This is a genomic window from Serratia sp. DFXYC6 (assembly GCF_057196085.1).
In genome coordinates, this window is record NZ_JBXUNV010000001.1 from 164707 (window position 1) to 185520 (window position 20814).

At 53.0% G+C, this 20814-nt stretch carries 21 protein-coding genes; 20 read left to right on the forward strand and 1 reads right to left on the reverse strand.

The genetic code is table 11. From position 1 onward, the window contains the following. Positions 1–153: 153 nt before the first annotated feature. The 5 genes from AC2CGQ_RS00865 (at position 154) to AC2CGQ_RS00885 (ending at position 3939) form a co-directional block, all read left to right on the forward strand. Positions 154–816, forward strand: a complete 663-nt coding sequence (locus AC2CGQ_RS00865) for a hypothetical protein (protein WP_484593403.1) — start codon at positions 154–156, stop codon at positions 814–816. A 267-nt stretch (positions 817–1083) separates the two neighbouring features. Further along, on the forward strand, positions 1084–1437 hold the full coding sequence (locus AC2CGQ_RS00870) for a hypothetical protein (protein WP_484593404.1): 354 nt from the start codon (positions 1084–1086) through the stop codon (positions 1435–1437). 111 nt (positions 1438–1548) lie between these two features. Next, entirely contained in the window at positions 1549–1806 is a 258-nt protein-coding gene (locus AC2CGQ_RS00875; RefSeq protein WP_484593405.1) for a hypothetical protein, read from the forward strand. Between the two features lie 106 nt (positions 1807–1912). After that, entirely contained in the window at positions 1913–2467 is a 555-nt protein-coding gene (locus AC2CGQ_RS00880; protein WP_484593406.1) for a terminase small subunit, read from the forward strand. Further along, a complete protein-coding gene (locus tag AC2CGQ_RS00885; protein ID WP_484593407.1) occupies positions 2464–3939 on the forward strand; it encodes a terminase in 1476 nt (491 codons plus the stop codon). The genes AC2CGQ_RS00880 and AC2CGQ_RS00885 overlap by 4 nt, the downstream gene beginning before the upstream one ends. A 57-nt stretch (positions 3940–3996) precedes the next feature. On the opposite strand, the gene AC2CGQ_RS00890 is transcribed toward AC2CGQ_RS00885, so the two are convergent. Further along, positions 3997–4821, reverse strand: a complete 825-nt coding sequence (locus AC2CGQ_RS00890; protein ID WP_484593408.1) for a zinc ribbon domain-containing protein — start codon at positions 4819–4821, stop codon at positions 3997–3999. A gap of 383 nt (positions 4822–5204) precedes the next feature. Here AC2CGQ_RS00890 and AC2CGQ_RS00895 point away from each other — a divergent pair, with 383 nt between their 5' ends. The 15 genes from AC2CGQ_RS00895 to AC2CGQ_RS00965 are packed head-to-tail and all read left to right on the forward strand — an operon-like array spanning position 5205 to position 20811. After that, complete coding sequence (locus tag AC2CGQ_RS00895; protein ID WP_033648882.1) at positions 5205–5408, forward strand: hypothetical protein; 204 nt, start codon at positions 5205–5207, stop codon at positions 5406–5408. A 2-nt stretch (positions 5409–5410) separates the two neighbouring features. Beyond that, the gene (locus AC2CGQ_RS00900) at positions 5411–7096 is read left to right on the forward strand and encodes a portal protein (RefSeq protein WP_484593409.1); all 1686 of its coding nucleotides are present in this window, start codon (positions 5411–5413) and stop codon (positions 7094–7096) included. Next, a complete protein-coding gene (locus tag AC2CGQ_RS00905; protein ID WP_308331999.1) occupies positions 7093–7392 on the forward strand; it encodes a Bbp19 family protein in 300 nt (99 codons plus the stop codon). The genes AC2CGQ_RS00900 and AC2CGQ_RS00905 overlap by 4 nt, the downstream gene beginning before the upstream one ends. Further along, positions 7358–7624 carry a head fiber protein gene (locus AC2CGQ_RS00910; protein WP_053091965.1) on the forward strand — a complete coding sequence of 89 codons (267 nt, stop codon included), beginning with the start codon at positions 7358–7360 and terminating at the stop codon, positions 7622–7624. The genes AC2CGQ_RS00905 and AC2CGQ_RS00910 overlap by 35 nt, the downstream gene beginning before the upstream one ends. A gap of 10 nt (positions 7625–7634) precedes the next feature. After that, positions 7635–8351: a peptidase gene (locus tag AC2CGQ_RS00915; RefSeq protein WP_197667134.1), complete on the forward strand. Its 717-nt coding sequence runs from the start codon at positions 7635–7637 to the stop codon at positions 8349–8351. A 6-nt stretch (positions 8352–8357) separates the two neighbouring features. Next, positions 8358–9341 carry a major capsid protein gene (locus tag AC2CGQ_RS00920; protein WP_049234910.1) on the forward strand — a complete coding sequence of 328 codons (984 nt, stop codon included), beginning with the start codon at positions 8358–8360 and terminating at the stop codon, positions 9339–9341. Between the two features lie 53 nt (positions 9342–9394). Next, entirely contained in the window at positions 9395–9841 is a 447-nt protein-coding gene (locus AC2CGQ_RS00925; RefSeq protein ID WP_484593410.1) for a Bbp16 family capsid cement protein, read from the forward strand. Between the two features lie 11 nt (positions 9842–9852). Further along, complete coding sequence (locus AC2CGQ_RS00930; RefSeq protein ID WP_049234912.1) at positions 9853–10146, forward strand: hypothetical protein; 294 nt, start codon at positions 9853–9855, stop codon at positions 10144–10146. Positions 10147–10185: 39 nt separating this feature from the next. After that, a complete protein-coding gene (gene gp10, locus AC2CGQ_RS00935) occupies positions 10186–10509 on the forward strand; it encodes a capsid staple protein (RefSeq protein ID WP_336062264.1) in 324 nt (107 codons plus the stop codon). Further along, positions 10509–11117, forward strand: a complete 609-nt coding sequence (locus AC2CGQ_RS00940; RefSeq protein ID WP_484593411.1) for a phage connector family protein — start codon at positions 10509–10511, stop codon at positions 11115–11117. The genes gp10 and AC2CGQ_RS00940 overlap by 1 nt, the downstream gene beginning before the upstream one ends. Continuing rightward, the gene (locus AC2CGQ_RS00945; RefSeq protein WP_484593412.1) at positions 11117–13618 is read left to right on the forward strand and encodes a phage tail protein; all 2502 of its coding nucleotides are present in this window, start codon (positions 11117–11119) and stop codon (positions 13616–13618) included. The genes AC2CGQ_RS00940 and AC2CGQ_RS00945 overlap by 1 nt, the downstream gene beginning before the upstream one ends. Then, the gene (locus AC2CGQ_RS00950; RefSeq protein ID WP_484593413.1) at positions 13618–14091 is read left to right on the forward strand and encodes a hypothetical protein; all 474 of its coding nucleotides are present in this window, start codon (positions 13618–13620) and stop codon (positions 14089–14091) included. Before AC2CGQ_RS00945 ends, AC2CGQ_RS00950 begins: the two co-directional genes overlap by 1 nt. Then, complete coding sequence (locus AC2CGQ_RS00955; RefSeq protein ID WP_484593414.1) at positions 14084–14653, forward strand: virion core protein, T7 gp14 family; 570 nt, start codon at positions 14084–14086, stop codon at positions 14651–14653. Before AC2CGQ_RS00950 ends, AC2CGQ_RS00955 begins: the two co-directional genes overlap by 8 nt. Positions 14654–14662: 9 nt before the next feature. Beyond that, the gene (locus AC2CGQ_RS00960; RefSeq protein WP_484593415.1) at positions 14663–17422 is read left to right on the forward strand and encodes a hypothetical protein; all 2760 of its coding nucleotides are present in this window, start codon (positions 14663–14665) and stop codon (positions 17420–17422) included. Further along, entirely contained in the window at positions 17422–20811 is a 3390-nt protein-coding gene (locus AC2CGQ_RS00965; protein ID WP_484593416.1) for a hypothetical protein, read from the forward strand. Before AC2CGQ_RS00960 ends, AC2CGQ_RS00965 begins: the two co-directional genes overlap by 1 nt. The last annotated feature ends 3 nt before the right edge of the window (positions 20812–20814 follow it).

Consider the following 20814-nt stretch of genomic DNA (forward strand, 5'->3'; position numbering starts at 1 on the left):
GGTGCTGTCGGTTCATTAGCTGGTCGATGCTGGCCAAAATACGAATAGGTGGCGCGCTGTTACCTAATGAATATTAAAAATTAACGTTAAGCTGTGAGTAAAGTATAATAATGTGCATTATTATATAGTAAGGCTGAGCTTGTTGAGGTTTGGATGAAAAAGAAAACTTTAATTCGTCAAGATGTGAATTTATTGAAGTTATCTGAGCAGTTAGATTTGTTAGGAGAATACCCAGATAGAGAGGTTGCAATTCTTGGTGCTGCTTATGTAGAAATCTGTGTTGATATGAGCATTGAAGCTGCATTGGGAAAAATTAATGGAAATCGTGATTTTGTTAGCCATGTGAATGAGTTGAAATTGGATTTTGACAGGAAAAGACTGCTGTCTTTGTCATTGGGAATGATGAAGGAGTGTGTGTCACTGGCTGTGGCAAATATAGGGAATATCAGGAATACATCAGCTCATTGTATTCAGGACTTCAACTTTGACAATGAGGATGCTCGCTCAAAAATAGGGAATATTAAATTAAATGAAATATTTAATGTGAAGGAAATTGTTAAAGAGTTCGATATACTCGAAGTTATTGATTTAGAAGAATCAGAGCCAATAAAACATTCTACTGGGCGAGAAATTAGTAGCGATGAGTATGTTTTTTTGACGGATAAATATTTTAGACCCTACTTCAGGGCCCCTAGGTTGATGGAGCGAAACTATTCAAGCAAAGAAAAATTTGTACTTGGAGTTCAGCTTGTATGCCTGTGGATGATAAAAAAAATAGCACATACAAACTTTGAGCAGATTAATAGAATGTTATAGCGCTATATCCTCTGGTAGACATTCTTTTGTGTTACGTGTGGATCCCGGATGCTGATGTGTTCGACCTTGGGTTTATGAATGGTTGGAACGCCTGCCGCGCCGCAATGCTGGAAAGCGTAGCCGCTACAAGCAGCATCCCAATTATTTCAGATAGTTACAAGTTGGTTCCGATCGAGCCGACGGACGAAATGCTGCGAGCCGCATATCGTGAGTCTGGGGTTTATAGCGCGAAAGCGTATCGCGCAATGCTGGCAGCAGCGCCGGAGGGTGGGAATAGCTAAGAGCGACGAACAACGCAAGGCTGACGCGCGCGACCGCAAGCGCGCCCAGCGTCAACGCGAAAGAGAAGCGGCGAGCAGCGCCGCTGTAAGCGGCCGGCGCCGGATTACGTTCGAGGTTAGCGATCATATCTTCGAGCAGATCAAGGCTAACTGCGTGGCACGGCGTCCTGGCAAAGATCCGTATAGCGTTGATGAATATTTCGAACTACTGGCGGTGCAGGACATCAATCAACTGAAGCGCCAGCTTGCGGAACTGGCCAGCCATAAATGCCAGTGCGGTGAATCCATGCCTGGACCTGCCGGCGGATGTTACCGCAACGGAGAAGCGGCGTGCGGTTAGACACAGATCTGGCGAGAGCTGATGCTCAAGACGCTGTAACCGGCAGCGGAAAATTTGACTCATCTGGTCTAAAATATTACTGTTCATGCATACAGTATTTGCAGGTGGGTTATGAGCAAGAAAGCAGACATTTATCAGGTGGTCTACAGGGGAGAGTGGCTGCAGAAATTTGTTCCAGGTGGATGGGTTTTCTTTCAACGTAATATCGAATATGGCGGTGGCTATTGGCTTGGCAGGACATACGAGAATGTCTTCATGATCGAGTATGAGCGGCCGGTTTCGCTTAACGAGGGCATCCAGTTTATCCTTGTGATAATGGCGATAGAGCGCAACTCGCCGACATTTGATGATGACTTCGAGCTGGTGTGACGTGTCACACAATAAAGCGTGACAATGAAACAAGGTCACACACGATAAAACCGCCGCTTGGCGGTTTTTCACTGCGTGTTATGATGTTACCCAGGAGGTAATTTTTATGGCGAGAGACGGTAAGCTTAACGCGCAGATGGAACGCTTCTGCCAGGAATACATCAAGAACCCTAACAACCAGACCGCCGCGGCGGCGGCTGCCGGCTATAAGAATGCGGCCGTGTCGGCGTCGCGCAATATGGATAACCCGAAGGTGCAAGAACGCATCGCGGAGCTGATGAAGCAACGCAACAAGCGAACGAAGATCAGCGCTGACTATGTGCTTAACCGGCTGATTGAAATCGATCAGATGGACGTGCTGGACATACTGAATGATGACGGCGGACTTAAGCCTATCAGTGATTGGCCAAAGGTTTGGCGAACATCATTAAGCGCAATGGATATCAACCGTATCCGCATGGCAGGTAAAGATGGGGACGACGATATTGAATCTACCCTGCAGAAAGTTAAATGGCCTGACAAGGTGAAGAACCTCGAACTGATCGGTAAGCATGTCGATGTGCAGGCATTCAAAGACCGGGTGGACGTCAATGTTAACGTGACCCTGGCCGATCGTATGGCCAACGCCCGCCGGCGCGCACTGGAGAAAAACACCAAGTGAGTGATGACGAAGAGTTACTCGAGCAGCAGCTTGTTGAGGATATCGCCAGCTTCACACATGACCCTCACGGATACGCGCTCTATGCTTTCCCGTGGGGAGAGGAGGGAACAGAGCTGCACGACTCCGCCGGGCCGCGTCAATGGCAGGGTGAGGCATTTGAAGAGATCGGCGCCCACCTTCAAAACCCAGCTACCAGGCACCAACCTCTGCTAATCTGCCGCGCTTCAGGCCATGGCATCGGCAAGTCTGCCTGGATCTCAATGCTGGTGAAGTGGGGCATGGACACCTGCGAAGACTGCAAGGTAGTGGTGACCGCAAACACCGAGAACCAGTTACGCACCAAGACCTGGCCGGAGATCGCCAAATGGCAACGCCTATCTATCACCAGCGACTGGTTTAACTGCACTGCTACCGCTATCTATGCCAATGACCCAGCGCACGCGAAATCGTGGCGCGCTGATGCTGTGCCGTGGTCAGAGAACAATACCGAGGCATTCGCCGGCCTGCACAACAAAGGCAAGCGCATCATCCTGATTTTCGATGAAGCATCCAACATTGCAGATCTGGTGTGGGAGGTTGCTGAGGGTGCGCTGACCGATGAAGGAACAGAGATTATCTGGGTAGCGTTCGGGAACCCGACGCGCAACATGGGGCGATTCCGTGAGTGCTTCCGCAAGTATCGCCACCGCTGGAAGGGTAAGCAAATTGATAGCCGCACCGTCGAAGGCACTAACAAAGAGCAGATCGCCAAATGGGAAGAGGACAACGGCGAGGATAGCGACTTCTTCAAAGTGCGCGTGCGCGGGATATTCCCGGATGCCTCGGAGACGCAGTTTATCCCCACCGGACTCACTGATGCAGCGTTGGCGCGGGTGGTTACCGAGCGCGATGTGGCGCACGCGCCGACAATCATCGGTGTCGACCCGGCATACTCCGGCGCCGACGACGCGGTGATCTACATGCGTCGCGGGCTGCATGCAAAGCTTCTCTGGCGTGGCAATAAAACTACCGATGACCTGATCATGGCCAAACGCATTGCCGACTTCGAAGACCAGTATCACGCCGATGCTGTGCATATCGACTTTGGCTATGGTACTGGCCTGCACTCAATCGGTAGCGGCTGGGGGCGCTCATGGACACTGGTGCCATTTGGTAGCGCATCGAGCGACCCGCAGATGCTGAATAAGCGCGGTGAGATGTACAACAACGCTAAGACCTGGCTTAAGCTTGGTGGGGCGCTGGATGAGCGCGAGACGGCAGAGGATTTGTCTGCGGCCGAGTACAAAGTTAGGACGGATGGCAAGATAGTGCTGGAGCCGAAGGAAGACATTAAGGAGCGACTCGGTCGCTCCCCGGGTTGTGGTGATGCCTTCGTGCTCACGTTCGCCTATCCGGTGACGAAACGACAGCACGCATTGCCGGGGGAGAAGCGCGGTGGGGTTGTTACTGAATATGACCCGTATTCAATTTGATTGAATGCCTCCAAAAATTGGAGGCGTCACAGCTAAATTAAATAGAGGGTTTGTTTATTAAAGTGATTCCTCATCATTATTATTATAATTATTTGCTTCTCTTAATTTGCTTGCGTGTAGGTTGGGCTGTGTTACCAGCCCAAACTGGAAGAATCTATTAAGTATGTCAGGGTTTTCGGAAATAAACTTATCGTACTCGTCATTCTTTTCCCTAGATTTTTTTATTTTATTATGTAAGTCTTTTTCTTTTTTCTCTAGTGATAAGATGCTTTTTCTAAGGGATTCAATTTGCTCGTTAAGCGATGTTTCTCTAATTTTATAAACCTCTTTTAATGACGAATTTTCGGTTTTTATTTGGGCGTTTTCGTTTACTGAAGCCGCTAGGGCACCCTTAACCTTCTTTAGTTCAATTGTCATTTCTTCTGCTGTTCTCTCTAATCTTGAGTGTTTATCTCTTATCTCATATATGTTTTGCTCTATATATTTTTCCTCTCTTTTTATGGCTAGCTTTTTTTTTGCCTCGATGTCAGCTATCTGTAGTTGTTTTTCTGCTATGTCTATTTTTGACTGCATGAGAATATCAGTGGTTTCACTAATTGGCTTGCTTTGAAATTTTGTAAATACTTTATTTGCCAAAGGCAATATGATGCATATAACTATCGTTGTTAGCGCAGGGGCTAAAATGAAGTGTCCAACATCATAGTGTTCTTTGATGTAGTCAACTCGTTCTATAACATCTTTTTTACTGAATAGAATTATTGCAAGAACTTGCCAGTTGAACCCAAGCCAAGAGAAAACAAATGCACCTACAAATGGATTCTTTATTCTCTCAATAGAGGATTGTCTAAAAGCGGAAAGTATGTCTTTGATAAAATCAAGCATGGTTATCATTTTTAGTTAACTGTGTGTGCGCATGATTATAGGTAACAATATGTTTTTGTACATAAAAAAATGCCCGCTCAAGGCGGGCTAAATCCTACACACAGCATTCCAGGGTGATAACGGTCGCGGCTATCGTGAAACACCATCCACCAAGTTCCGACACCCCCTACAAGTGTTTGCACCTGATTAAGTTCGGATGATGCTTCGCGATAGCTCATCGAGAGCACCGATACCAGTTTTACTCTGTGTAGAGTGATAGAAGCTGGCCCGGCTTACGCTCTCAATAATTACCATAAAGGTAATTTGTTTTGATTTTAACGTCAACAAATTAGTCAAAATAATTCTCATGTGGTTTAATTGGTAATTATTTGGGGGTTACGCGCATGTGCATGAGTACGCCGAAGGTTTCAACGCCACCGCAGCCACAGGCAGCGCCGCAAGCGCAGGATGCTGCAGTGATTGATGCTGCCGACAAGGATAAGGCTCGACGCCGTGCAGCCGCTGGCCAACAGTCGACAATCCTTACTGGTGCGCAGGGCGCCACCGGCCAAGCCAGCACCACCGGCAAAACTCTGTTGGGTGGCTGATCATGGCTGAGCAGGAATCCCGCAAGCAGTTTCTGGAAAAGCAGCTGTCTCAACTCGTAACCGCGCGGGCGTCGTATGACTCGCATTGGAAAGAGCTGAGCGATTTCATCCTGCCAAACTGCGGGCGATTCCTTACAACCGATGCTGGCCGCAACAAGCGCAACACCAAGGTTGTTGACCCTACCGGCGGGCTTGCATCGCGCACTCTTGAATCTGGCATGTTGTCAGGCATCACCAGCCCGACGCGCCCGTGGTTCTCACTGAACACTCCGAACAAACAGTTGATGGATAGCTGGCCAGTCAAGATGTGGCTATCTCAGGTCGTCGAATTGATGAACGACGTGATGAACAAATCCAACTGGTATCAGTCCCTGACCGTTCTCTATCGCTACCTTGGCACGTTTGCCACTGGTGCGATTTCCATCCTGGAAGATGAAGAGGATGTGATCCGCACGCACGTGCTGCCAATCGGCAGCTACTACATCTCGAACAGCGATCGCCTGCAGGTCGACACTGTATTCCGCAAATTCTCCATGACCTGCCGCCAGCTGGTGACCAAGTTTGGAAAGGAGAACGTGAGCGATGCCGTGGCATCCGCCTGGGATAACGGTTCGTTTGAAACGTGGTTCGAAGTCGTGCATGCCGTATTGCCGAACACCAACCGGGACACTGGAAAACTGAACGCGAAGAACAAGCGTTTCAGCTCGATTTATTACGAACCAGGCGGCTCCGGAGACAAGCTGCTGAGCGAGTCTGGTTTCGATGAAATGCCTATCTTGGTGCCGCGCTGGGACATCAACGGCGAGGATGCATATGGCTCATCATGCCCTGGCATTCTTGCGTTGGGCGGCGTTAAAGCGTTGCAGCTTCAGCAGAAGCGTAAAGACCAGGCGATCGACAAGCTGGTTAATCCACCAATGATGGCGCCAAGTTCGATGAAGAATGAACGCCTGTCGCTGCTGCCTGGCGATGTTTCCTACTACAACGGCGCCGGCGATACGGCAGGATTCAAACCGGTTTACGAGATTAACCCCCGCATTCAGGAACTGCTCGGCAGCATTCAAGACGGGCGTCAGCTTGTTAATGAGTGCTACTTCGTTCCGTTGTTCAACATGTTCAGCAACGTAAACACCCGCAGCATGCCGATCGAAGCGGTCAACGAGATGCGCGACGAGAAGATGCTGCAGATCGGGCCGGTGCTCGACCGCCTGAATGATGAACTACTGGACCCGGCTATCGATCGGATTTTCAACATCATGATGCGCCGAGGCATGTTGCCACCGCCACCGGATGAACTGCAGGGGCAGCCTCTGCGTGTGGAATACACCAGCGTGATGGCGCAGGCGCAGAAGTCTGTTGGCATCGGCTCTATTGAGCGCTTTGTCGGTTTCATCGGGAATATGGCTGCAGCAGGGTTCCAGCAGGCCGCTGACAAACTTGACGTTGACCAGGCGATCGATGAGTACGGCGACATGCTTGGCGTTCCTACGACGATCACCAAGTCCGACGAGCAGGTGCAGGCAGAGCGCGAGCAGCGCGCGCAGCAGCAGCAGGCAGCACAGAGCCTGCAGATGGGAGCCGGTGCCGCGGATATCGCGAAGACTCTCAGTCAATCAGGAACAGCAGACCCTAACTTACTGACCAGCATTCAGCAGGCTATGCAGCAAGGCCAGGGGGCGCAGCAATGATGACTCGCGAGCAGCTTCAGCAACGCCACGCTGACGACGTAAAGAAGGTGATGGCAACAGAGAGTGGCCGCCGTTTTGTGTGGGGGCTTCTTGAACAAGCCGGCGTGTTTCAAACCACGTTCCGTACAGACACAAACACCACGATGTTTCTTGAAGGTAATCGTAACGCAGGACTGGCTTTGTTCAATGACGTGTTCGGCATCTGCCCGGACTTGTATTTAAAGATGGCCGCCGAGGCCGAGAAAGACAGAGAGGCTAATCATGGCAACACAACGCCAGAAAGTGATCCGGAATGACGGCGGCGTGCAAGTCGTTAAGGTTCTGAGCGGCGGCGGTTCCTCCGTTGCATGGGGTGATATCACCGGTAAACCAACCACATTTGCACCGCCGGCGGCAACCGCTTCGGTAGTCGGCGGCGTCAAGCAGGCTGCAACACAAGCTAACTCAACCGCAACAGATGTGGCTGGGTTGGTAACTGACTTTAACGCTCTGCTGGCCAAGTTGAAGGCCGCGGGGATCGTGGCTTAAGAGGCAACGCATGAACTTGTTCGAACGTTTGATGTATCGCCGCCTGTGCTCTGAAGCTCCGCCGGAAGGTGGTGATGGTGGCGCAGCTCCTGCAGCAACCGGCGATAACCCGGCAGCAGCTGACAATGCTGCTAATCCGAATCCGGGGGAAGGTGATAACCCGGAAGGCGAAGGAAAACAGGAAGGCAGCAAGACGGCCGAAGAACTCGCGGCAGAAAAAGAAGCGAAAGAGAAAGCCGATAAGGAAGCTGCGGAAAAAGCGGAGAAGGAAAAGAAACCTGCAGCGCCTGAGAAATACGAGTTCACTTCGCCGGAAGGCCAGGAACTGGACGCCAATGCTCTGGCTGTGTTTGAGCCGATCGCCAAAGAGCTGGGATTGAGCCAAGAGCAGGCGCAAAAGCTGGTCGACATCTATCCGCAGATCCAGCATCAGCAGGCGGAAGCCTGGAGCAAGCAAGTTGCTGATTGGGGTGAGCAGGTCAAGGCCGACAAAGAAATCGGCGGCGACAAGTTCAACGCCAGTGTAGGCGCCGCGCAGCGCGCGCTGGATCAGTTCGGCAACCCAGAGTTGCGCGAATACCTGAATGCGAGCGGCCTGGGTAATCACCCGGCACTGGTTCGCTTCTGTGCAAAAGTCGGCAAGGCGATGGCTGAAGATACCTTCGTCGTGCCAAATCAAGGCGGTCAGCGTAGCGCGGCCGACATTCTCTACGGCAAGAAGGAGTAACACCGAATGGCTATTAAAAGCACCAACGCGCTGACGCTGGCAGACTGGGCAAAGCGCACTGATCCTGATGGTAAAGTGCCAACCATCGTAGAACTGCTGTCGCAAACCAACCCTGTGTTGACCGATATGCTGTTTGTTGAAGGCAACCTTCCAACTGGCCACCGTACCACCGTGCGCACCGGTCTGCCTGCAGCAACCTGGCGCCTGCTTAACTACGGCGTTCCATCCAGCAAATCCACCACGGCACAGGTAACAGACAGCACTGGCATGCTGGAAACCTATGCTGAGATCGATAAAGCCCTAGCTGATCTGAATGGCAATACGGCAGAGTTTCGCCTGTCTGAAGATAATGCCTTCCTGGAGGCAATGAATCAGACGATGGCAGAAACCATCTTCTACGGTGACACCCGTATTAACCCTCAGCGATTCACCGGCCTGTCGGCACGTTATAACGACAAGTCTGCCAAGAACGCGCAAAACATCGTTGATGCCGGCGGCACCGGGTCAAACCTGACCTCTGTATGGCTGGTGGTTTGGGGTAGCAATACCGTTCATGGAATTTTCCCCAAAGGGCAGAAAGCAGGTCTTAACCATCAAGACCTTGGCGAGCAAACCCTGAAAGATCCGAATGGCGGTCAGTATCAAGGCTATCGAACCCATTACAAGTGGGACAATGGCCTGACTGTTCGCGACTGGCGTTATGCCGTTCGCATTGCCAACATCGATACCACCAAGCTGGGCGCCGACGACGGCCCGAATCTGGCCAAGCTGATGGTGCAGGCTTTGCATCGCATCCCTAACCTGCAGATGGGTAAGGCTGTGTTCTATATGAACCGCGATGCGGCTGAATACCTGGACATTCAGGCAACTGAAAAAGCTTCTCTGGCGATCAGCGTTAAAGAAACCGAAGGCGTGTGGTGGACTTCGTTCCGCGGCGTGCCAGTGCGTACATGCGATGCTCTGCTGAGCACCGAATCTCAGGTTCAATAATCCCGGCTGAGCCGCCGGGTGCGGCTCTCCTTTCTTACTGATGGAGAGACAAAATGATCCTCGACTATCTGAATATGTTCTCGCAGGCGCAGGCTGTTACGGCAACCGCGCCTTCTACTGACGTAATCGACCTCGGCCCGCTGTATGCCGGCAATGATGTGCGCGATATCGGCCCTGGCTACCCGGTTGAGTTTATCGCCCAGGTGGCTTCAACTGCCGCGGCTGGCGGTTCCGCAACCGTAACGATCAGTCTGCAAACCTCCAAGACCAGCGATTTCGCCAGTGCAACCACGTTGCTGCAGACCGGTGCAATCGCAGTTGCTGATCTGAAGGTTGGTTATCGTTATGTGGCCACTGTTCCACATGGTGTGCAGCGTTATCTGCGCGTCAACTACACCGTGGCTACTGGCCCGTTGACCGCAGGTACTTTCACTGCTGGCCTGCTTCTGGATGCTGATGCACAACGCAACTATGCAAGCGCCTTCAACATCACTGTTTAACGGGGTGTGACATGTCACAACTGAAAATGTACCGCGTCACACGGAAGTCATTCATCAACGGGCATCTGCTGGAAGAGGGCGACACAATCGAATACGGCGGCAGGGCTGGCGACAACCTGCAGCTGATCGATGGTGATGGCAATCTGCTGGAAGAGGGCGGCGGCGACAGCGACGACAGCGCTAAGCTGGCCGCGCTGCAGCAGCAGTATGAAGAAATCTTTGGCACCAAGCCGCACCACAAAGCGGGTATCGCCAAATTGTCAGAAGAAATTGAAGCCAAGCGCAAAGAGTTAGGCATCAACTAAAAAAGGGGCTTCGGCCCCTTTCTTTCCTGGAGTCCTCGCATGAAAACCGTAAACCTCAAGATCGGCACAGACACATACGAAAGCGAAGGCGGAAAGCCGGAGACTCGCGACGAATATCCGTGGGGGCTTCGCTTCACGCTGAACAATGACACATTGGAAAAGCTGGGGATCCCACTGCCAAAGGTTGGCGAATCACTGACAATTGGCGGCCTGGCTAAAGTGCTGTCTGTTTCCACCCGCACAGAAGGTGATAAAGCGGAAAGCAGTGTTGATCTGCAGTTCACCGATATTGGCATCGAGCCGGCGGCCGCGCCGCAGCGTTCTGCTGCTGACACACTTTATGGCGATGCGGGAGGCGAGTGATGGCATCCGTTATCCAGATCTGCAACGTGGCGCTTGGTCGGCTTGGCAACAGCCGAGTTATTGCCAGCTTGACGGAAAAGAGCAAAGAAGCGGCGGTATGCTCGCTGTTTTATGAAGACTGCCGCGATGCGGTGCTGGCTGATTTTCCGTGGAGGTTCGCCACAAAGCGCGTGGCGCTCGCCGATCTGGATATCGAACAGCCTGATTGGCAATTCAGCTACCGCTACCCAGTGGACTGCCTGCGCATTGTTGCGATCGTCTCTCCAGACGGCACGCGCTTTATTACGCCAGAAAAGCGCGTGCCGTATGAAGTTGGTTCTGATGAGAATGGCACTGGCCGTTTGATATTGACTGACCTGCCAAAAGCATGGCTGCGCTACGTGACACGCGTCACCGACCCCAACATGTTTGACGCAGAGTTCCGCGACGCACTTAGCTGGCGCCTGGCCGCCGAAATCAACATGCAGATCACTGGCGATGCCAGTCTCGGTAATCGTGCCGAGCAGAAATACCAACTCACTATTTCATCTGCTTCAACGCTGAGCATGAATGAAACCCAGGAGCCGCCGGCGCCGTGGTCTGAGGTTTCCGACGCGAGGGCATCATAATGACAACCAGCCTAATTCAACCGTCCTTTGCCGGTGGCGAGGTATCGCCAAGCCTTTACGGCCGCGTCGACCTGGAGAAATATCAGACTTCACTGCGCCGCTGCCGTAACTTCATCGTGCGCCAATATGGCGGCGTTGAGAACCGGCCGGGAACTCGCTATGTGGCGCCGGCAAAGTTTCCCGATCGCAAGTGTCGCCTGATCCCGTTCCAGTTCAACACTGAGCAGACCTATGTGCTCGAGGTCGGCGATCATTACTTCCGCGTGTTTATGGATGGCGCGCAGGTTGTCTACTCATCCGGCGCCAGTGCCGGCCAGCCTGTCGACGTAACGACGCCGTGGGCCGCTGCAGATATCGATCTGCTGAAGTATACGCAGAGTGCAGACGTGATGACAGTTTGCCACCCGAACTACCCACCCATGGAAATCCAACGCTATGCGCACGATGACTGGCGCACTGCAGAGGTGGCCACAGTCAGCGGTCCGTTCGCTAACGTGAACATTGACGAGTCGATCACTGTCTATGCCAGCGCGACAAGCGGAACGGTAGACCTTACAGCCAGTGCATCGATCTTCAAAAGCTGGCATGTTGGCAAGCTGTTCTACATGGAGCAGAAGAATGTCGACACGGTCGGACGCTGGGTTACCGGTGAGCAGGTTAGCGTTGGGAATATCTGCCGATACCAGGAGAACTATTATCGTTGCGTTGATGCTGGCGAGCGAGGACATACTGGCCCGGTGGCGCCAACTCATACAACTGGTGATAGCTGGGACGGCTGGGCTGTAGCCGGTTCTGATGCCTATGGCGTCAAATGGCGTTACTTGCATTCCGGCCGAGGCATTTGCCGAATTACTTCCGTAAGCGGCGACGGGATGACCGCCACCGCTGAAGTAGTGATCCGTAAGGATGGAGAGATTGAATTACCTGGTCAGGTGGTGGGCGCCGAGTCAGCAACATACAAGTGGGCGCATTATGCCTGGAATGGTGACGCCGGCTACCCTGGCACCGTCGTGTACTTCCAGCAGCGCTTGATGTTTGCCGGTTCACGCAGTCAACCGCAAACCGTGTGGACCAGCCGCAGCGGCGACTATAAGGATTTCGGTACATCAAATCCAACCGTTGATGATGATGCGATCACCTATACCTACGCCGGGCGCCAGCTCAACCAAATTCGTCATCTGATCGATGTCGGATCCCTCGTCGCGCTAACCAGCGGTGGCGAGTACAAGGTGAACGGCAACCAGCAAGGAACGCTAACCCCGTCGGCATTCCAGTTTTCCAGCCAGGGGCAGAATGGCGCCAGCCACGTGCAGCCTATTGCGATCAGCAACGTCGCGCTATTCATCCAGCAGAAGGGCGGCGCGGTGCGCGACCTGGCCTACTCGTTCGACGTCGACGGATTCCAGGGTTCTGACCTGACTATCCTCGCTAACCACTTCTTTATCGGATACCAGATTACCGATTGGGCGTTCTCCATCACGCCTATGTCGATAGTTTGGTGTACGCGCAATGACGGCGCGCTGTTGGGATTAACCTACCTCCGCGATCAGCAGGTAGCAGCATGGCACTTACACCCGGGCGCCGGCCGCTATGAATCAGTGTGCAGCATTGCCGAAGGAAACGAAGACGCGCTCTATTGCGTGGTTGATCGCACCATCAATGGCCAACAACGACGCTATATCGAGCGCATGCAGAGCCGCCTATACGATGTTATGGACGATGCCTTTTTCGTTGACTGTGGCCTGACATATGACGGCAGGAACCGTGATGCCAGCAAAACTATGACTCTGACCGGTGGTGCAGGTGACTGGCCATACGACGAAGAGATGACGCTGACGGTGGCCGGCGCCAGTTACTTCATGGCAGGTGATGTTGGCAGTGAAATCCACATGCCTTATGTCGAGGATGATGTAAGCAAGGTGCTGAAGTTACTGATCCGTTCGGTCGCAAGTGGAAACCAGGCAACCGTTACCAGTAACCGAAATGTGCCTCCGCAGTTCCGTGGTGTCCCGGTCAGCGACTGGAGCATGGCGCGCGCGTCATTCTTAGGGCTTGACCATCTCGAAGGCCAGGCCGTGAGCATTTTGTCAGATGCCAACGTTGAGCCGCAGAAGGTTGTCAATGCTGGCGCCATTACGCTGGAGAAGGCTGGCGCTGTAGTGCATGCAGGACTGCCGATCGCCGCGGTCATTGAAACGCTAGACGTTAACCTTAACGGCAACGAAACACTGCTGGATAAGAAGAAACTCTTCACGGCCGCATCGTTGCTGGTGAATGAATCGCGCGGTGTGTTTGCCGGTACTCCAGGCGGCGATATGTACGAATACGCCCAGCGCTATGACGAATTTTATGATGACCCGGTCGAACCGAAGACGGGAACCATTGAATTACAATTGGATGCCAACTGGAGCAAGAACGGCCGGCTGATTGTGGAACAGAACGACCCGCTGCCGATGACCATTCTCGCAGTTATCCCGCGCGTAACCGTAGGAGGAATTTAGTGCGCAATGTTGAAGTTGTCGAGGCCACTATTGAACACGTTGCGGCACTTCTGCCGCACGTTCGCCAGGCTGACGCTGATGAGTTCGAGGCGATGAGCGGCAAGACGCCGGCGCAGGTTCTTGAGCTGGCGCTGCGCACTTCGGCATTTGCCTTCGCTGGGCTGATCAATGGCGAGGTGGTGACCATCTTCGGCGTGGCACCGCGGTCAATGATTACCGGCTCTGGGGTTCCGTGGCTGGTGGGTTCTGACCTGATTGAACGATACCAGGCCACTTTCCTCCGCCGGTGCCGGCCAGTTCTGCGTCTTTTCCTGCAGCATTATCCAGAGCTGGAAAACTACGTCGACGCGCGCAACACCACGGCTAAATGCTGGCTGCACTGGCTAGGGTTCTCCATCCATGAAGCGCAGCCCGTTGGCCGCGCCGGGCTTCCATTCCACAGATTTGAAATGAGACGAGGTGATCATGTGTGAGCCAACCACGATTATCGCAGGTGCCTCTCTTGCCTTGGCGGCAGTGAGTGCATACGGGCAAGTTCAGCAGGGACGGCAGCAGGCCAAGATCGCCAACGCCAACGCAGATGCGCAAGAGATCGCCGCGCGCGACACGATTAATGCGGGCAATGCGGAGGCTGCACAGCAGCGCCAGCAGACACGCCAGCTACAGGGGCAGCAGGCTGCAGCCTTCGGCGCCGGCGGAACTGACATGACCAGCGGAAGTGCGCTGAATATCTTCGGCGATACAGCGGCCGGCGGCCAGCTTGATGCTCTGACCACCGTCAATAACGCAGAGCGCCAGGCTGCTGGCCTTAACTTCCAGGCTGGTGTTAGTCGCGCCCAGGGGCAGATCGACCGCAACGCGGCAAACCTTGGCGCGGCAACGACAATCCTGAATTCCTCACTTACCGCATATGGTGCTTATAAATCTTCTGGCGCGCTTGATAAGCCAGCTACCAAAGCCGGTAGTGGTTCCAGCAACAACATGTTTAGCAATGCCCGCAGCAGTCGCTACGGCTCTAACGCATTCACGTTTTAAGGGGGAATGATGCCTACAGTACCGGTATATCAGCGCCAATCGCAATCTCAAGCGGCGCCAGTTAACACGCAAGATTTGCGTATCCCCAAAGACAACGCTTTTACAGCGTTGGCAGATGTAGGCGCCAATGCCCTGGATGTTTATCAGCAGCAGCGTGAGCGTGAGGATCTAGCGTTCGCGCAAGATGCCATGTTGAAGTATCAGCAAGATGCTGATGACCTGATCAATAACCCACAGACCGGACTGATCACTAAGCAGGGCGCTAATGCTATTGGGCAGGGTGAGCAGGTGGCCGCACAACTAAGCCAGATGGCCAGCGCTGCCTTTGACTCGATTCCAAACGGCCCGGTTAAAGAGCGATTCAGAAATCAGTTCCAAATAGCTGGCCAGCCTCTGGCTAATCGCGCTCGGCAATACGAAGTAGGGCAACGACAGCAGTTTGAGGCAAATCAGCAGACTGGAATGCTGTCTAATCTGCAAAGGCAGGGCAGTGATAATTATGACAATCAGGAGATTATCGGTAGTTCGTTAACTCTTGGTGGCAATCAGATAGTTTCTTACGGACAGGCCCATGGGCAAAGCCCGGAAGAGATTGAAGCCAACTGGAATGAATATCGTGAAGGGTTGGGGCGTGGAGTTCTTCGTGCGCGTGTAGCTTCTGGAAAGTTCCAACAATACCTTGATCGTAATGGGGAGCCGTCAGACCTTGGCGGTGTGTCTCGATTCACTGCGCATGGAAGTTCATCTGCTGCGCGAGGTCTGCGAAATAACAACCCTGGCAACATTGAGGCCAGTGATAAAAATCCATGGGAAGGGCAGACAGGCAGCGATGGACGCTTTGCCAAGTTTGAGACGCCGGAGCATGGGATCAGGGCGCTGGGTAAGAACCTTCTTACTTATTACCAGAAACACGGATTAGATACTGTTGGCGAAATTATTACCCGCTGGGCGCCCCCAAAGGAGAACAAAACGGATGCTTATATTAAAGCCATTTGTGATCAGCTCGGCGTTGCTGCAGACCAGCAAATAGATGTTACCAACCCACGCACCTTGGCAGCGCTTTGTGCCGGCATTGTGAATCATGAGAACGGCAGCCAACCTTATACCGACGAACAAATTGGTGCCGGAGTCCGTGCCGCTATCGGCATCACGGCTCTTCCGAACTCAAAGCGACGCACTGGTGATCTGGCGTTCGATATTTCAAGTCCTGCCGATCAAGCATCCTACCTTAGCCAGATGCAGGCAATGCAGAATCAATACCGGGCGCAGCAATCTGATGCGCTTGACCAACAGGTAAAAAATATTTATTCCGCAACTGACGAGGGCTTGCAGCCGGATTACGTCCCAAGTCAGCAGGCTTTTATCAATTCGGCAAAGACCCCTGAGGTTGGACTGCGTAAGTGGCAGGACATGCAGGATCAGTTGCGCTATGGCGCTGCGATTGCCGCTGCTAAAAACATGACTCCTGGCGCGCGTGATGACCTGCTTCAGCAATTGCGACCAACGGATCCGAATGCATCGAATTTTGCAGCAAACCAGCAGCGCTGGGACAAGATGCAGGCGAAGTTTAAGCAGCTCGATGCGGAATGGGAAAAGAACCAGGGGAGCGCGCGATTCTCTTCATCCTTGCAAAATAATTTCCCCCTTGACCCGAACGACAAAAACAATCAGGCAGCAGCTGATCATTACTTTGATCAAAAGGTTGCCCCCGGTTTCAATATCAACAACGCCGACAGCTTGAACCAGGTTGCAGAGATAACGACTAAATCTGGCATGCTGCCGACGCAGATCAAGACGATGCTCACCGCTGGGGCAACATCGCGCGATCCTGCTGTCGTTGTTCCTATGGCCAAGATGTACGGACAGATTTTTGACAACAATCCGGCTGCGGCCACAGGAGTTGATAAAGGCGCGATGGCGTTTTACTCGAAAGTTTATGCCTATGACCGCGCCGGCGTGCCTGCAGATAAAGCGGTCGATATGGCCTACAACCAGGTCTATCAACAGGACGATCGCTTGAAGCAGATGATTAGCCAACAGGTGCGGGACAAAGATTACATCAAGAACCGAGCCAAAGCTGCACAGGACAATATCGATAACATGTCTCCAAATTGGCAAGGCATAGGCGCGCCAACATTAACTGATCCAGGAAAAGCCAACCAGCTTTACCAGCGTGACTACTTAGCCATTTACGATGCGAATTTTGCACAAACCGGCGGTGATGCAGATCAAGCCAAAGCCATGACTAATGCCATGATTGGTAAGGTATGGGCGGTTTCTACCATCAATGGGCAGCAAGAAATAATGAAGTATGCGCCCGAAGCTGTTTATGGTGTGACTAACGGTTCAGGTAACTGGATCAAAGGCCAGTGGGAGGAAGAGAAAAAAGCTTTGAAAAGTTCCGCGTTTGGCGGCGCGCGCGATGATACCGATTTGGTTTTGGTTCCCGATGCTGTTACGCCACGCGATCAGAGTTACAGCGTTATGGTTCGCCAGAAGAACGCAGAAGGCTATGACGATGTTCGCCCGTACTACGGCGAAAATGGCATGCCGTTGCGATTCAGGCCAGAGCAAAAAACCTCGCCTATGTACAAGCAAACTATAGATATCCAGCAACATAGGGTTGATGCGGCGCGCGCTGCTCGGCAGGAAGAAAAACAGCCGGCATTCACAAGCCAGCAAGGATATACACCGCCTGATTTTACTAAACCATTTGGCGCCGGCATTGCCAACCAACTGCCGAGCAACATCACCGCAGGAGGTCAGTAATGCCAACGTATGAGATGAAGCCTGATGATCTGCTGTCTGCTGATGTACAGAGCATACCTCAGCCTGATGATAGTTCTGCATATATGGAAACGCCGTCATTGCTTTCTGCGTTGAATCCATTCACCGATAATCAGCAGGTTCAGCGCGGTCGTGATGCGGCCTTCCGAATTGATAACTCCCTGGGAAGTTTCATTGCCACTGCGCCATTCAGCCAGTTTGACAAGGTTGATGGGTATAACCCTTTCGACAATAATGCGGCCGATATTAAAGGATATGAGGATTACGCAGACTCATTCATTGATGCCGGCTCTCCTGACGAGACGCGCGCTATAAAGCAGCGTATCGATCAGCAGATGCAGGACAGGCAATACCTTTCAGAAACTGGCGGAGCCGGGACAATATCAAGCTTGGCGATGGGGCTTATCGATCCTATCAACCTGGCGTCGATGTTTGTCCCTGCCGGCGCGGTGGTGCGCGGCGGTGAGGTTGCGGCTACTGCAGGTAGGTTTGCCCTTGCCAATGCCGTCGGCGGTATCGCGTCCGAGGCTGCGCTTAGCGCCACCCAGGAAACTCGGACATTGGATGAGAGCGCAGCTAACGTTGCCGTTGACGCTATGGTTGGCGGAATACTCGGGGCTGGGGCGCAGTTGCTTGCCGGTGCCGGACAGCGTACCGCGGTATTTCAAGCGGTTTCCAGTAACCTACGTGGTAATGATTCGCCGCAGAGCATCGGCGCGGCGCAGGTTTTCAACACAACGCTGGATCAGGAACAGCTTGCAGGTGTTGGGTTAATCAACAAAACGTTGAGTGTTAATCCTAGCGGCCGCCTGGCTCAATCGCCATCCCGCGCGTCGCGGGCAATCAATCAGCAACTGGCAGAGAACAACTATTTCTTTGCGAAGAACGATGAAGGGTTGGCAACGTTCACCGCGGCAGAAACTAAGATCAAGCAATATGATGCCATGCTGTATAAGCAGATGGAGTCTACCAAGGACGCATATCAGGCATACAGCAAAAACATCCGCGCCGCCGGCGGTAAGCGAATGAACTTTGTTGATTTCAACGAGGCCGTTGGCATGGCGATGCGCCGCGGCGATCAGAGTGACATTCCTGAAGTGGCACAGGCTGCTGCTCAGATTCGGCCAATGTTCGAAGCGACAAAGGTTCGCATGCAGGAACTTGGCATTCTGCCTGAGGATGTCGACGTATCAACGGCGCAAAGCTACCTGCCTCGCATTTATAAGTTCGACAAAATTCTCTCTGATCGCACTGAGTTCCGAGGGCGCATTGCCAACTGGATTCAGGGCATCAGTGCAAAAGGTGCGGATGCTGCCGGCGCGCGCATTGAGAAGATCGATTCAGGTCTGTCTGCTGCTGCAGAAGCCGAGCCGCGCGCAAAAGCATTGGCTGATGAAATTGCCGCGGCAGAGTCATGGTCTGGCCGTAAAACTGAACTTATGGATGAGGTTGGCAACAGGACTAAATTGATCGGCCAGGAGCAGGACTTAACAGCCAGGCTGGAGAAGCAACAGGCGCAACTGGCCACAGCCAGAAATCAGAAGCTGATCACCCGGATTAACAAAGAGGTTTCTGACTTGCGCACCAAGCTGGATGACGTTGCCAGGGCAAAGGAGGAGCTTCCAACCCTGCAGCGCCATCTTGAGTTGCTGGATAATCCACGCAAGCACCGCTCAGAGCTGCGCAAGCTGCAAAAGAAGGCCAACTCCACGACCAGACTGAATGCAAGCCGTGAGCGCGCGCTGAAGGCAATGGAGCCTCTTTCACGAGAGGAAGCAGAGGATGCCGCAGATGAAATCGTCAACAAGATTATTGGCGCTCCTTCTGGCCTGGTTCCCGCTCAGCTGCTGCCTGAAAAAATAATCGGCCGAGCTGGCTTCACTAAGAGCCGAAGCCTGCTTATCCCAGACGAACGGATTGAGGACTTTTTGGAGTCTGACATCAACCACGTCATGGAAAGCTATCTGCGCCAGGTTGGTCCGGAGATCGAACTAACCGCGCAATTCGGTAGCAAGGATATGGGTGAGCAGATCCGACAGGTATCTGAGGAATACACTCAACTGATCAAAGATGCCAAGACGCCGAAGGAACGTGCGAAACTGGAGAAGCAACGTGAAGCTGACCTTCGCGACATTGAGGCAATGCGAGACAGGTTGATCGGTACGTATGGGGCGCCAAAGGACCCGCGAAGCTTCTTTGTTCGTGCTGGCCGTGTCGCGCGAAACGTCAACTTCCTGCGCCTGCTGGGTGGAATGACAATATCGGCCGCCACCGATTTGATGCGTCCTGTCATGCAGCACGGTTTAAGCAAATCACTTCGGCCAATGGGCGCCATGCTCCGAAACATGGCCGCGGTGAAAGTGGCAACCAAAGACCTGCGTGAAATGGCTGTCGGCCTGGATTATGTGTTGTCTACCAGAACGAAGGCCATTGCTGATCTCACTGATCCATACAGCCGGCGCTCTGCTTTTGAGCGTGGGCTTAACTGGGGGACGCAGAAATTTGGTAACTGGACGCTGATGAACCAGTGGAATAGCGTCCTGAAGTCATGGTCCGGCCTTATCGTTCAGTCCCGTATCCTGGACAATGCACAGCTGTTGGCAACTGGGAAGGAAGTTCCGCAGAAGGAAATCAGAAAGATGGCCCAAGTTGGCATCGATCAGAGCATGTTGCGCCGTATTGGTGATCAGTTTGCGAAACATGGTGAGGATATGGATGGGCTTCTGACTGGCCATAGCCACCTGTGGGACGATCGAGCAGTGCGTGAGGCTTTCCAGTCTGCCGTTTTGAAAGATGTTGATTCTACCGTTGTAACGCCAGGCGTTGGCGATACGCCGTTGATGATGAGCAATGAAGTAGGCAAGATGATCCTGCAGTTCAAGACGTTCATTTTCGCGCAGCACAACCGCGTGATTGCCTCCGGCATCCAGCAGGGCGATGCATCGTTCTATCTCGGCGCCATGGGGACTATAGCGCTCGGCGCAATGGTCTACGTTATGAAGCAAAAGCTTAGCGGCCGTGATATCGACTACAGCCCTAACAACCTGGTGAAAGAGGGTGTCGACCGCGCCGGCATGATCGGCTGGCTGTCAGAACCGCTGAACGCCGTGGAGAATCTCAGCGGCGGCCGGTTCGGCCTTGGCGCCATGTTTGGCGCGCCGCCGGTATCCCGCTTCCAGAGTCGTAACGCAATCGGCGCTCTGTTGGGGCCAACGTTCGACATGGCCGGCGATGGGGCAGTGATCGCCAATGGTGTGCTCAACGGAGAATTTGACGACAAGCAGACACATGCGGTCAGGAAGTTGCTACCATATCAAAACCTGTTTTACATATCCCCGCTTTTGAACCGGGTAGAAGAACAACTAAAGTAGGCG

What these genes read in the sequence shown, in the direction of transcription:
- AC2CGQ_RS00875 (WP_484593405.1), top strand. Translation starts at nt 1,549, where the DNA reads ATGAGCAAGAAAGCAGACATTTATCAGGTGGTCTACAGGGGAGAGTGG.
- AC2CGQ_RS00965 (WP_484593416.1), top strand. Translation starts at nt 17,422, where the DNA reads ATGCCAACGTATGAGATGAAGCCTGATGATCTGCTGTCTGCTGATGTA.
- AC2CGQ_RS00925 (WP_484593410.1), top strand. Translation starts at nt 9,395, where the DNA reads ATGATCCTCGACTATCTGAATATGTTCTCGCAGGCGCAGGCTGTTACG.
- gp10 (WP_336062264.1), top strand. Translation starts at nt 10,186, where the DNA reads ATGAAAACCGTAAACCTCAAGATCGGCACAGACACATACGAAAGCGAA.
- AC2CGQ_RS00910 (WP_053091965.1), top strand. Translation starts at nt 7,358, where the DNA reads ATGGCAACACAACGCCAGAAAGTGATCCGGAATGACGGCGGCGTGCAA.
- AC2CGQ_RS00930 (WP_049234912.1), top strand. Translation starts at nt 9,853, where the DNA reads ATGTCACAACTGAAAATGTACCGCGTCACACGGAAGTCATTCATCAAC.
- AC2CGQ_RS00890 (WP_484593408.1), bottom strand. Translation starts at nt 4,821, where the DNA reads ATGCTTGATTTTATCAAAGACATACTTTCCGCTTTTAGACAATCCTCT.
- AC2CGQ_RS00945 (WP_484593412.1), top strand. Translation starts at nt 11,117, where the DNA reads ATGACAACCAGCCTAATTCAACCGTCCTTTGCCGGTGGCGAGGTATCG.
- AC2CGQ_RS00940 (WP_484593411.1), top strand. Translation starts at nt 10,509, where the DNA reads ATGGCATCCGTTATCCAGATCTGCAACGTGGCGCTTGGTCGGCTTGGC.
- AC2CGQ_RS00900 (WP_484593409.1), top strand. Translation starts at nt 5,411, where the DNA reads ATGGCTGAGCAGGAATCCCGCAAGCAGTTTCTGGAAAAGCAGCTGTCT.
- AC2CGQ_RS00955 (WP_484593414.1), top strand. Translation starts at nt 14,084, where the DNA reads ATGTGTGAGCCAACCACGATTATCGCAGGTGCCTCTCTTGCCTTGGCG.
- AC2CGQ_RS00915 (WP_197667134.1), top strand. Translation starts at nt 7,635, where the DNA reads ATGAACTTGTTCGAACGTTTGATGTATCGCCGCCTGTGCTCTGAAGCT.
- AC2CGQ_RS00865 (WP_484593403.1), top strand. Translation starts at nt 154, where the DNA reads ATGAAAAAGAAAACTTTAATTCGTCAAGATGTGAATTTATTGAAGTTA.
- AC2CGQ_RS00880 (WP_484593406.1), top strand. Translation starts at nt 1,913, where the DNA reads ATGGCGAGAGACGGTAAGCTTAACGCGCAGATGGAACGCTTCTGCCAG.
- AC2CGQ_RS00905 (WP_308331999.1), top strand. Translation starts at nt 7,093, where the DNA reads ATGATGACTCGCGAGCAGCTTCAGCAACGCCACGCTGACGACGTAAAG.
- AC2CGQ_RS00960 (WP_484593415.1), top strand. Translation starts at nt 14,663, where the DNA reads ATGCCTACAGTACCGGTATATCAGCGCCAATCGCAATCTCAAGCGGCG.
- AC2CGQ_RS00920 (WP_049234910.1), top strand. Translation starts at nt 8,358, where the DNA reads ATGGCTATTAAAAGCACCAACGCGCTGACGCTGGCAGACTGGGCAAAG.
- AC2CGQ_RS00895 (WP_033648882.1), top strand. Translation starts at nt 5,205, where the DNA reads ATGTGCATGAGTACGCCGAAGGTTTCAACGCCACCGCAGCCACAGGCA.